The organism is Bartonella sp. OT172YNZD (genome assembly GCF_042193725.1).
In the GTDB taxonomy this organism is placed as follows: Bacteria; Pseudomonadota; Alphaproteobacteria; order Rhizobiales; family Rhizobiaceae; genus Bartonella; species Bartonella grahamii_A.
On sequence record NZ_JBHILZ010000025.1, the window covers coordinates 1 to 10553 of the forward strand.

Sequence of the window (10553 nt, forward strand, 5' to 3'; positions counted from 1 at the left end):
AGCAGCACGATCACGCCCCCAATAGTGCACCACTTCGCGCGCATTCAAAGCACGCTCTGGCAATAAAGCTGGGCGGGCACACGCCATGCGAACAACAGGCGGCAATTCAACCGATAAAAAATGATACGCAAAACTACCCTTTGGCTTGGTTGTTGAGCAAGCGCACACGCTCAAGCTCAATACCACAGCCAATAGTTGGCAATACTGCATTGACCTCCTCCATTTTTGTAAGCTTTTGTTCCAAAGCCGAAAGCACCCCTTGCGCTCGATGCTCGGCTTCAAACGCTGCTTGCCTTTGTCGCTCCATCTCAAGCTGTGCGCGTGCAGAAGCCTTGGCAATCTCCAACTGCCAATACAAATCACGCGCCTTTTCCGCCTTTAAAATTTGCGCTTTCATAAAGCCAAAAGCCGCCAACATCACACTGACCAAAAAAAGCAGACCAAAAGACAGTTTTGAAAGTGGGCTAAACATTGCGCTTATCCCCCCACCCCGTTATCTCCACCCCATCATAGGAGCGGCTATGCCGCTTATGGGAATGTTTCCTATTAGAAAAATCCATAGAACCAAAGCCACGATGCACCCCCAAATTGCCAACAATAATCGCCACCATCGAAGGAATAGAAATGCTCGCCATATCAACAATATGCGGAGCCCCCCACAAACCACCAGAAACGAGCAAAAAAATAACCCCCCAAGCAAACCAAAAGGACCACCATAAATAGAGCCTAGAACCACGATAAGAGGGCTTCATGCTTTCACCTCGCCTCCAAGCCCCAAAAGCTTTTTGGCGCGGTTCAAATAAATCAAACGTTGCACAAGTCCATTCTTGCCCCCATTGATCGCCTTGGTAATCCTGAGATAATCATCTTGATCAGCCAGCCTATTCAAGCCTTTCATTTGCCAAAACCAAACAGCAGACCAAAGCGCTGCTGGAAACTTTTCCACCTCTTCTGGAAAAGCCTCACAATCAACCGCTTGTTCATCGACTAAGCGCCAAAACTTCGTAAAACGACGATAATTATTCCGCCCCGTTAATTGGATCAAACCACGCCCCTTAAAGTGCACCCCATCCCCAGAGTTGAAATTGCCTAAATCACGCCGCCCCTCATAAGCACGCCCTGAGGCATATTCACAAACGGTAAAAAAGCCATCACTCTCATGCGCACATTGGCTTAAAAAATGGGCAACACGCAAACGGGTCGTGATCGCCCCATAAGATAAAGCTTTAGGCAACACGCGTGCCATTTCAACAATAATAAAATCTTGGCGCGCATGATGCGCCAGTTTAGGCGCAAGGCGATGAAGAAAAGAGGCATCTATTGAAATCATAACAAACCACTCAATGAATAAAAGTCCATGCGCAGTTTATCGGAACTCCACCCCCCAATATAAGCCTGACACTGTCAGTCAAAACTCTCAATACTCATAAAACTCTGGAAATAACGAACCTTGTGGTTCTTGCAAAGATATTTTCTTCTTCAAGCGATAAGCCGTGCGCACATGCATACCAGAAACAGCAGCGGCAGCATCAACCGACCAGCCTTTTTGCAACGCTTGCACCATTTTTTGCCGCCGTTCAGCATCTCTGCCAAGGGGGATAAGAAGGCGCACACCCGAACCATTAAAACAAAAATGGTTGATCAACTGCTCGGCTTCTTCAAACCCAACAATTTCAATCAACCAATCCGCACTCTCAAGACGCCCAGGTATATAAACTTCTCGTCCACCAAAAGCCCGCATCATATTCCATGCTGCTTCACTGCCCGCAACATCAGCTATTTCTCGCAATAAGGCAGGAAAATCGCTATAGATTTCCTCTTGCATACATGCTTACCCCTCGCTTTTAACACCTGTACGGATTTTTCGCCCCCAAACATTCATCACTTCTCTAAAGTCGCCCCCTTTCATCTCGCCCAAAGCTTTACCACTCAACGCCATAACACTTTGGTGAAAAGCCCCAAAGTCAAACACAGCATCGGGATTCAAACGTTTCCATTGGGCACACAAAATGGAAATGCTTGGTTTCTTCCTCCATGAATCTTCGCGGTTTTTTCCTCTCCAGTCAACCCCACCCTCACGCTGCAACCAACCTTTCAACGCCTCAATGGCTTTGCACGCATCATCGCTATCGCGTAAAAAGCGAATATGATCAATCCCAGTCTGTCTTTTCACAAAGGCAAGCAACGCCTTATCTGAACGATCACGAATAATGCCAAGATTCCACCCAGAAATCCAAAGCGCCTGTAACTTCTTGGCATATTTTCCCTCTAAACGCTTCACATTCGGCTCAAAACCACACGCTTTCATTTCAGCGACGACTAAACGCTTCTCTAAAACACTCAAATCTTTCGCCGATTGCTTGCCTGTTAAGCGATAGAGCAGTGCGCGATAGGTCTCATCATCAAGACCTAACGCGCATTTTCCCATATGAAGGACAGCTAAAGACATCTCACCCCCTCACGTCTTCGCCAGATCAATGGTCACAGCATGCCAAGCGCTTTCTAGGCTATCGCGCTCATAAAAACGCACATATTCCTTAGATGTCGTCACACGGATCGCTTCACGAATGGCACGCATCGCCTCTTTCCAGCGTGGATCATCAATATCCAAACGCAACAGCATAAAGATCTCCCCCCGATTCACCTTGCCTTCTTTATCCGTATTAAAAGCACGCGTAATAATCGCACGGATTTCAGGGCGTGCATCCGCAGACCATTCATTCAAACACTCATCAAGAAGACTTTTAGCAATTTGCAATTGCGGTCCAAAATCAACACTTTCCTGTACCTGCACCTTAATGCGTTGCAAACCATCAAAGCTTGTGTAAGTACAATTGCCCTTTTTGCCACGCCGCTCCACACCATATTCTTGCGCAAGCAAGCTATCAAAATCACTCAAATCCGCAATCGTATGGTTGTTAAAACGTGCAATCCTTGCCGATAATTCTTTCGCAAAACCCATAATTTTGCGTACCGTTTCATCCTCTAACAAATCCGCAGGGCGGATCAAACTTACCGGCACCAAAGCCCCTTTTGCATCCTTCATATAACGCGTGCCTTCAAGTTCAATTTGTGGATTCATCACCAATGTCCTCCTTATGTTTTTTGAAACCGACGAAATGGCACAACATCCCCTGAAGAATGCGCACATCCCGCTTTCAATTGCCAACGACACCGCATAAGCTCATGACCTAAAACGTGGTTATAGCCTGCCAAACGACGCAAATACTCATTCAATTCTCGAACATCTTGTCCATGCAGAAAAATGCCATTCAGTTCATGTTTTAACAAGGCAGAGCGCAAAGCAATCAAGCTATCTCTCACCATATAGGGGTTGCGTTCCATCATTTTCCGCCTCCAAAATCCATATAAATCACGCTATTGCTCTCATCCGCATCAGAGCCTTCACACTCAGCCAAAACTTCTGAAACTTGGCCTTCCAAAATCGCATCGGCCTCCCCCAAACGGTGAACACTCAACTCCAATTCAAGCAATAACGCCAAATCAACACACAATTTAAGCTGTTCTCCAATATCAAAACCGCATTGATAATCGTCATAAAGACCAACAAGCGTATCGGATAATTCTTTGTCGCATAAAGAGATCATGCCAATTCCTCCACGTCACGGTTTTTCCATGCCGCTTTGACATGTTTCAAGGTTACCTCACACCCATCTCCAAGCGCTGCCATGCGTGCCAACATCATGGTTTTGTCAATTTGCCGCAAAGCTCCAGCCTTTAAACCAATCCCTGTCAAAAACTTTATCGCACCAACATCTTCAATTCCCCAATCATGAATGCGCGCCGCAATATCCTCACTATAGGGCTTGCGCCGTTTCAAATGCATCGCCAATCGGCTTTTAATTTGCGCATAAGAGGGACCATTTTGACGATGAACCAACCGTCCCGAAATTTCATCATTGCCAACCAAAGCCAACCCCGTACCATTGATATCAACAAAGTGGCGCAACTGATTAATCGCCTCATCCGTTAAATTTTGCGCCTCATCAACAATCAACAACGTGCCACTGCCCACGCGCTCTAATTTCTTACCAATCGCACGCGTTAAGCGGGTGGGATTATATTCCACCACTTCCAATTCTGCTGCCATATCATTCAAAATACCGTGAACACTGCGCGTATGCGGGCTGGCTGTCACCAGATAAACATGCGGGCGGGTAGAGCGATAATGGCGGCAGGTTTCGGTCTTGCCACTGCCCGCATCAAGCGTAATCATCACCATATCCCCCGTGCTTTGTGCCAGTGTTAAAGTATCAATGATCTCACTGGCTATACGATTCCTCTGAAAGGCTGGTTTTTCAGGGATCTTCTCCAAAAACCCCGCCGTTTCCTTTAAAACCTCAACCCATTGTTGAACCTTCGCATTTTGCTTACCCAATTGCCCCGCATAACTGCCCGCATACCATTGCGAAAACGTCCCATCCGGCATGCCAATGCGCCGCGCCACCTCTGCTTTCGACCAATCATTCATTTGCCCCAAAGCTCTCACCGCATCCACAAGCTCATTCCATAAAGCAATGTCATCACTGTTGCGGTTTTGTGCTGTTCCATTGGGCTGGATTTTAGGTCGCGCCCAAGGATTTTTATCGACCGTTGCATTTATCGCGTTTTTCATCTATAATCTCCCTCTCGTATTGATCTAGATTCGTATTGATTTTAGATTTTATTGAATGGGTAGGCTCCCACCTACCCATTTTTGTTACTCTAAAGCCGTACGCGATACTAAAACGGCTAACCTTGCAAATCCCCTCTCTTTCTCACACATCAGGGAACTTGCTAACTCCACGCATCTCACCCGATCAGGCAAAGATACCTAGAAACTTCATGTATTGATTAGACTTTTAAAGGATTAAGATTCCTCCCCCCCTTTCTTTGTTAACGCTTCAACCCCGCACATGGACCTCAACCGGTCCCCTTAAATCCCCCCTCTCTTTTCCTATTTCCTTATTCTATTGCTTGGGAAACTTGATCACCTCACGCCCCTCATCAGAGGCGGAAAGCTTTCTCAAAGCTTTATGCAAATGCGTGCTAAATTCTTCCTCCCCCAAAACCTCATCATCGTCTGCTGTCAAAGCTAAATTCCCCACATTGTTTGGCATCAAGCGGCTCACCTTTGGCTTTATCGGAAGCTTAGATTTGAACGCTTCATCCTTTTTCTCAAGGCGCCCATAAACATCGGCCAAATGATCAGGTGCAAGCTTTGCCGCTAGCTGTTTTTCTGCTTTAACAGCCTTCACATATTCTTTACGCAAACGCCCATTCAAGCGCGCCGCCTGCTGGTCGTAAAAACCTACATCACAAAGGCATGGTGCCAAACAAAGCAACCGATTATTCAAATCATAAACCCGTAAATCTTGATGCAAATTATCCGGATCAAAGCGTACAATCACCTTCTTCCCCGCATGCTCATTCAACGCCCGCGCCCAATAACGATTGCCATAAAAATGGATCTCCCCCGTACCCTTTTGCGCACGCAATGCCTCAGAGGTTAAAAGCCATAAAGCCCGTTGTGCCGCCGTTGCTTGCCGAACTATCGTCCCCTCGGCTTGCAAGCTCTCTGCAAAGGTCTCATCAAAACTGCGCCCCGCACAATTGAGCGCCTTGCGCCCTGCTTGCCCATTATGCGCCACAATCTGTGCACCAACATGGGCTTTAAACGCTTCAAATCCTATCGCGCGTTTTCCATAATCTTCAGGCTTGGCATCCGGTTTATTGCCCGTATAAGCCCCTGCACAAAAGGGATGTTTGGAAATCGCTTCTGCCAGATCACGCCATGCTCGCTCAATCGGTTTAGACTGTCCGCTATAAGGTGTCGTCCATTGCAATTGCACCCCCAAACTCGTCAAAAGCCCTTGCGGATCATCCGGCTTAATCTTAAAGCGAAAGCGGTTTTGCACACCTCCAGAAATCCACTTGCTGGTAAAGGCACGCCCATTATCCAAAGTCATACGCTCCGGTATGCCATAAGCTTCCACCATGTCCCCAATCACCAAACGAACGATTTCCCAAGTTTCAGCATCCGACAGGCGCCACGATAAAATCTTGCCCGAATAAAGATCTTGAATGGCAATCAGATAAAGCCGCACAGGCTTCTCTGTCCAAGGAACATTCACAAAAACATCCAGCTTATGCCCATCCATATTCACCGCTTGCAGTGCATGCAAGCTCGAGCGATCACGCCGTTGGGCTGGATAAAGCTTTTTTGCCTTTTCTTCTCCCTCACGCGCTAAAACCACAACCGCTTTGGAAATTTGCGCCTTAAAACGACGCCGCAAAGCCCGCTCAGAAGGAATGGGCTGCCAACCCCGCTCCTGCGCAACCGAAACCATGCGCCGATAACACGCCGAAAAAGCAGGACGAGACGAGCGCAAATAATCCGAACAAAAAACCTCCCACGCCCCCTCATGACACGGCGCAAATTGCGAAACATTCTCTTCACCATAACAAGGTGCAAGCGCTGCCAACCAATCAGGGCGCTCATACCCTTCAACCATCTGCCGCCAATTAAAAAGCGACATCCGGCTCACACCAAATTGCACCGCACTCAAACTTGCCGCATCATGCACACCCATACCGGCATGGAGCAAATCTTCCCAAAAGCAAAGTGCCTTCAAACGCTCTTCACAGCGCCTTTTATGCGCCTTGGAAAGCCCCTCATAACGCACCCAAATGCTTGTCTTTTGCTCCCCTTGCGTTTGTTTCACATCAACAGCCCCACCAAACCGCACCAACAACGCCGCCCGCGCCCCCTCCGGCAATAAGGAAATGTGATACTCCCAAACCGGCTTGGTTTTGCCTCCCACTTTCCTCGAAAGTTCAGAATTTTTTCTCCAATATGCTCGTCCGTGGTTTTCAAGACTTTTATATGTTTTCGGCAACCCTGGCAAAGCTGCTTCAGCCAATTCGGCAATAGTAAACCATTCCTTCATGGCTGCCCCCTTTTAATGCGAACCGGCGTTGCACGCATGGCTTTCAATTGCGCCGCAATCTCCCGCTGTTCCTGCTGCAACCGCGCAATTTCTGCTAACCGCGCCTCATCCCCTTGCAACAGCAACAATCCATCTTCACTCACCACCTCATCCCAGAGCCAAAATGCCTCTGTCGCCCGCACAAATGCCTTAAAACGCGGCAGGGAAATATCCACCTGCTTACTTTCCGCAACATAAGCATCTAAACTCGCCTTACTTAAACACCCAATCCCTAAATAATGCGCCATACGCTCCGCAATCACACTGCGCTCATGTCGGCATTCTCTCAAAGCCCGCGCCATCGCACGCTTAATGCGTGAGCGAAACCGCCCTAAATCAATCTGCGCAACGGGTTCGCGGCAGGGAAAAACCGGCTTTTGGAAAAAATCAAGCTGCCCGCAACCATGCCTCTTCATGCCTGCTCCTCCCCACATTCTCTTGCAAGATAAGCACAAAACCGCGCCTTTGTCTGCGCATCTGCTCTCTGCCACACCCCTAATAACTGAGCAAAAATCCGTTCCTGTTCATTAATTTGCGGAGGCGTATTAACCCCATTGACCAAATCAACAGCCCGCCGTAAATCTCCCTCAACCTGTTGCAAAGCAATTGCCACCCGCCGTTGCGCAACCGGCTCCATCTTGGCTAATTTCAACAACTGCGCTTGATTATCAGCCAATGCCGTGCCACGCAAAACCGCCCGCAACTCCGGCTGTAAATGCTGGGCAATGTTGTTAAGACGTCTTACTGATTTTGAAGACAAACCAATACGGTCCGCCACATGTTCGGCAAAAGATAAAACTGTCCCTTTACCACTTTCTTCATCGGTATGAGCAATTCGGTCAAGTTGACCGAATTGCTCACCACCGATCAAAGGGACAAGTTGTCCCTTTGATTTTTCATCCCCTTCACACCCAGTTTCATGGTGCTCTGAAGAGCCATCATTTGGCAAAGGGTCAACTTGACCCTTTGCCACTTTGTCCTTTGTATATTGATTACCACCGATCAAAGGGTAATGTTTACCCTTTGATTTTCTGTCGCCACCAACCTTAATTTCCCCATACTTCTTTTCCCACAACTCGCGGTAAGTCTGGACAAAAAGCGCACGGTCAATCACTGACAATTCATTGCGAAAGAGGTTTTCAGCTACTTCTAAAAGCGCAGCATTGTCCTTATCAGCCTGCACCACAACCGCATCAATTTCGCTATAGCCTAAAAGCTCCGCAGCACGAAGCCGATGCGCACCAGCAATAAGCGTATAATTGCCTTCCTTAGCATTGGGGGTATGGCGCACCGTAATCGGATTCATCAATCCCTCCCGCGCCATTGATTGCGCAAGTGCCTTGGCATGCTCATCATCTACAGGGCGTATACGCTCCGGCACCACAATCAAATCTAAAGCAATCTCTTGAAACTGTGCCATCACGCCGCCGCCTTTCTGATCTCTTTAAAGAATAAATCCATCGCACGCCCCGCCCATCTTCGATAAGCTTTCGCAAAAACGGGTTCTTCCAAACGCCGGTTAATCACCTGCAATGACAGAGAAATAGAAGTCCGCTGCCGTGCTTGTATGGCAACAATACGCCGCCGCGGCACCTCAAACTGATAATGCAAGATATGAATAACAATCTGTCGCGCTAACGCCGCATCAAATAAGCCATGCGGTGGGTCAATAATATACCGAATCGGCAGATGCTTAAATCCACCACTCACTGCCTTAAAAGAACAGGCAAGCATCACCTGTAAACGTTCAACCTCCGAATAAGGATTAACGATATCGCTTCTGGCTTCTGGGGTCCATAAATTACAAGCAGCAACCATAACCACCCCCGATAAAAATAATATGACAACCCCCTAATCGCCAGAACCAACCCATCCAAACGGCTGTTCTATGATGCAACTCTCTGCAATTTATCTTGCCCATTTCGTATTGATCTTTAGACATTGATAAACCTCTTTATCTTATGGTATTTAAATTCATGGCAAATGCGCAAAAACGCAAAGCCGTGTAACGAAGTTTAAGCAGCATTACCGCGCAAAGCAGAATGCGCACCCGAATCTGTATTGGCATGTTTTGCTGCTTTAAAAATGCGACGGCGACTTTTGGGGTAGCGGTCGCTAAAAACCTGCTCAACGGGCAAACCGATAAAATCGGCAATAGCGCGTTCGGCTTTCTCGTTAGACCGTGTCCAAATGTGTTGAACACTGGATGACGGTAGTTGATAAGCTTTCGCGAGCTCCGCCAAGGTCATGTTACGGCGGCGTAGCTCAGCTAAAATACTATGGCGATCCCATGTTTGTGTGGTTGTCATAAATTTCGCTCCTGCTTCAAACGGATGCTCCCACATCCGTTTTTTGTGGGGTTAATTGTAAAATATCTGCCCTCTATATCGGGCGGTAATTATAGGTATACAGCCTAAATAGGCTTTTGTAAATACCCAAATGTCATTTGGAGTGATTTTTTTGGCACGCCCTGAAAAAGAACCTACAACAGAACTGGCAAAACGATTGCGTGAAATACGGCATACCCTTGGTTTTACAGAGCGTAAGCAATTTGCTAAACATTTTGAAATCCCCGAAACGACTATGCGTAATTATGAAACGGGTTTACGAGAGCCTCCTGCATCTATAATGCGAATATATAAAGATCGCTGTGGAATATCCTTAGACTGGCTTGTCACTGGTGAAGGCGAAATGTTTAGTGACATGGCAAAAGCGAAAGCAGCAGGCTTTAAAGCACCCACCATTCCTGCTGGTCTCATGAAAAAGCTTGGTCGCATAGCTTATACAACCTATCGCGATGCTAAAATAAAACTCCCCCCTGAAGATATAGCGGAACTCGCGGCGGAACTTTATAGAAAACTGCAAGAGCTTGTTCAAGACATCAACGACACGGAAGAGGTCGAAGCAACTTTCCCTCTTCTTAAAATTCATTTAAAGCGTCAAATAGAGGCTGAAAGAGTACATCTAGAAACTACACAAGATACGGCTTAATGCCTCTCTAATATGAAAAATGAAAGTGGAAATCTTTTTACATTAAAAAATTTATATAAATTATTGATAAAAAATGCTTTTTACTCAATTTTTAGAGATTTCCACTTATATATGGAAATCTTTTTTGCTTTTTGGGTCATTTTTGGCTGATTTTGGAGTGAGCTTCACAATTTACCGAATTTTTTTCACAGGGTCTTCAAAGGCGGTTTTCTGGGCTTTCACAGACTTTTCAAAATTTTTCACAGGGTTTTCAAAGACCTTTCAAAGCCTTCTCTCATTTTTACCTTTGAAACGCTCTTTTTTCTGATTTTCACTATTTTTCGCTCTTTTTTACAATTTTAGGTGTCAAAATCTATTTTGACAAAACGCGCATTTAATGCTAAATTTTATACATAAAAACAACAAATTACCACGTATTCCTACCTAATCCCACCTTTTCCCACTTAGTACAAAACCTAGTGTCAAACTACAAAGGTGCGGGTTTTGTAAATAAAGGTGTAGCTTGCCAGCAGGTTTTGTATATTTTGCCACTAGGTTTTGTACCAATTCATTTTTTTTCAAAGAGTTTTAAAG

At 46.5% G+C, this 10553-nt stretch carries 15 protein-coding genes; 1 reads left to right on the plus strand and 14 read right to left on the minus strand.

From position 1 onward, the window contains the following. Positions 1 to 133 precede the first annotated feature (133 nt). From ACFIJS_RS08180 to ACFIJS_RS08245, 14 genes are all read right to left on the minus strand, one after another. Complete coding sequence (locus ACFIJS_RS08180; RefSeq protein ID WP_375651081.1) at positions 134 to 472, minus strand: hypothetical protein; 339 nt, start codon at positions 470 to 472, stop codon at positions 134 to 136. Beyond that, entirely contained in the window at positions 465 to 752 is a 288-nt protein-coding gene (locus tag ACFIJS_RS08185) for a hypothetical protein (protein ID WP_375651082.1), read from the minus strand. The genes ACFIJS_RS08180 and ACFIJS_RS08185 overlap by 8 nt, the downstream gene beginning before the upstream one ends. Next, positions 749 to 1330 (minus strand): glycoside hydrolase family 19 protein, encoded by a 582-nt coding sequence (locus ACFIJS_RS08190; protein ID WP_375651083.1) that lies wholly within the window; start codon positions 1328 to 1330, stop codon positions 749 to 751. The genes ACFIJS_RS08185 and ACFIJS_RS08190 overlap by 4 nt, the downstream gene beginning before the upstream one ends. An 87-nt stretch (positions 1331 to 1417) precedes the next feature. After that, complete coding sequence (locus tag ACFIJS_RS08195) at positions 1418 to 1825, minus strand: helix-turn-helix domain-containing protein (protein ID WP_375651085.1); 408 nt, start codon at positions 1823 to 1825, stop codon at positions 1418 to 1420. A gap of 6 nt (positions 1826 to 1831) precedes the next feature. Next, positions 1832 to 2449, minus strand: coding sequence for a regulatory protein GemA (locus ACFIJS_RS08200; RefSeq protein WP_375651086.1), 618 nt, complete (start codon positions 2447 to 2449; stop codon positions 1832 to 1834). A 9-nt stretch (positions 2450 to 2458) separates the two neighbouring features. After that, positions 2459 to 3082, minus strand: a complete 624-nt coding sequence (locus ACFIJS_RS08205; protein ID WP_375651098.1) for a DUF3164 family protein — start codon at positions 3080 to 3082, stop codon at positions 2459 to 2461. 14 nt (positions 3083 to 3096) lie between these two features. Continuing rightward, positions 3097 to 3348 (minus strand): hypothetical protein, encoded by a 252-nt coding sequence (locus tag ACFIJS_RS08210; RefSeq protein WP_375651087.1) that lies wholly within the window; start codon positions 3346 to 3348, stop codon positions 3097 to 3099. Next, a complete protein-coding gene (locus ACFIJS_RS08215; protein ID WP_375651089.1) occupies positions 3345 to 3608 on the minus strand; it encodes a hypothetical protein in 264 nt (87 codons plus the stop codon). Before ACFIJS_RS08215 ends, ACFIJS_RS08210 begins: the two co-directional genes overlap by 4 nt. Further along, on the minus strand, positions 3605 to 4636 hold the full coding sequence (locus ACFIJS_RS08220; protein ID WP_375613740.1) for an AAA family ATPase: 1032 nt from the start codon (positions 4634 to 4636) through the stop codon (positions 3605 to 3607). Before ACFIJS_RS08220 ends, ACFIJS_RS08215 begins: the two co-directional genes overlap by 4 nt. A gap of 334 nt (positions 4637 to 4970) precedes the next feature. Next, positions 4971 to 6950, minus strand: a complete 1980-nt coding sequence (locus tag ACFIJS_RS08225) for a transposase domain-containing protein (RefSeq protein WP_375651090.1) — start codon at positions 6948 to 6950, stop codon at positions 4971 to 4973. Beyond that, the gene (locus ACFIJS_RS08230) at positions 6947 to 7405 is read right to left on the minus strand and encodes a hypothetical protein (RefSeq protein ID WP_012232200.1); all 459 of its coding nucleotides are present in this window, start codon (positions 7403 to 7405) and stop codon (positions 6947 to 6949) included. Before ACFIJS_RS08230 ends, ACFIJS_RS08225 begins: the two co-directional genes overlap by 4 nt. Continuing rightward, on the minus strand, positions 7402 to 8409 hold the full coding sequence (locus ACFIJS_RS08235) for a ParB/RepB/Spo0J family partition protein (RefSeq protein WP_375651092.1): 1008 nt from the start codon (positions 8407 to 8409) through the stop codon (positions 7402 to 7404). The genes ACFIJS_RS08230 and ACFIJS_RS08235 overlap by 4 nt, the downstream gene beginning before the upstream one ends. Next, positions 8409 to 8807 carry a hypothetical protein gene (locus ACFIJS_RS08240; protein ID WP_375651094.1) on the minus strand — a complete coding sequence of 133 codons (399 nt, stop codon included), beginning with the start codon at positions 8805 to 8807 and terminating at the stop codon, positions 8409 to 8411. Before ACFIJS_RS08240 ends, ACFIJS_RS08235 begins: the two co-directional genes overlap by 1 nt. Positions 8808 to 9004: 197 nt before the next feature. Then, entirely contained in the window at positions 9005 to 9298 is a 294-nt protein-coding gene (locus ACFIJS_RS08245) for a helix-turn-helix domain-containing protein (protein WP_375651095.1), read from the minus strand. A 151-nt stretch (positions 9299 to 9449) separates the two neighbouring features. Here ACFIJS_RS08245 and ACFIJS_RS08250 point away from each other — a divergent pair, with 151 nt between their 5' ends. Next, positions 9450 to 9980: a helix-turn-helix domain-containing protein gene (locus ACFIJS_RS08250; RefSeq protein ID WP_375651097.1), complete on the plus strand. Its 531-nt coding sequence runs from the start codon at positions 9450 to 9452 to the stop codon at positions 9978 to 9980. Positions 9981 to 10553: the final 573 nt, after the last annotated feature.

Excerpts from the sequence above, each read along its gene's own strand:
- ACFIJS_RS08180 (WP_375651081.1), bottom strand. The coding sequence starts at position 472 with ATGTTTAGCCCACTTTCAAAACTGTCTTTTGGTCTGCTTTTTTTGGTC.
- ACFIJS_RS08185 (WP_375651082.1), bottom strand. The coding sequence starts at position 752 with ATGAAGCCCTCTTATCGTGGTTCTAGGCTCTATTTATGGTGGTCCTTT.
- ACFIJS_RS08190 (WP_375651083.1), bottom strand. The coding sequence starts at position 1,330 with ATGATTTCAATAGATGCCTCTTTTCTTCATCGCCTTGCGCCTAAACTG.
- ACFIJS_RS08195 (WP_375651085.1), bottom strand. The coding sequence starts at position 1,825 with ATGCAAGAGGAAATCTATAGCGATTTTCCTGCCTTATTGCGAGAAATA.
- ACFIJS_RS08200 (WP_375651086.1), bottom strand. The coding sequence starts at position 2,449 with ATGTCTTTAGCTGTCCTTCATATGGGAAAATGCGCGTTAGGTCTTGAT.
- ACFIJS_RS08205 (WP_375651098.1), bottom strand. The coding sequence starts at position 3,082 with ATGAATCCACAAATTGAACTTGAAGGCACGCGTTATATGAAGGATGCA.
- ACFIJS_RS08210 (WP_375651087.1), bottom strand. The coding sequence starts at position 3,348 with ATGATGGAACGCAACCCCTATATGGTGAGAGATAGCTTGATTGCTTTG.
- ACFIJS_RS08215 (WP_375651089.1), bottom strand. The coding sequence starts at position 3,608 with ATGATCTCTTTATGCGACAAAGAATTATCCGATACGCTTGTTGGTCTT.
- ACFIJS_RS08220 (WP_375613740.1), bottom strand. The coding sequence starts at position 4,636 with ATGAAAAACGCGATAAATGCAACGGTCGATAAAAATCCTTGGGCGCGA.
- ACFIJS_RS08225 (WP_375651090.1), bottom strand. The coding sequence starts at position 6,950 with ATGAAGGAATGGTTTACTATTGCCGAATTGGCTGAAGCAGCTTTGCCA.
- ACFIJS_RS08230 (WP_012232200.1), bottom strand. The coding sequence starts at position 7,405 with ATGAAGAGGCATGGTTGCGGGCAGCTTGATTTTTTCCAAAAGCCGGTT.
- ACFIJS_RS08235 (WP_375651092.1), bottom strand. The coding sequence starts at position 8,409 with ATGGCACAGTTTCAAGAGATTGCTTTAGATTTGATTGTGGTGCCGGAG.
- ACFIJS_RS08240 (WP_375651094.1), bottom strand. The coding sequence starts at position 8,807 with ATGGTTGCTGCTTGTAATTTATGGACCCCAGAAGCCAGAAGCGATATC.
- ACFIJS_RS08245 (WP_375651095.1), bottom strand. The coding sequence starts at position 9,298 with ATGACAACCACACAAACATGGGATCGCCATAGTATTTTAGCTGAGCTA.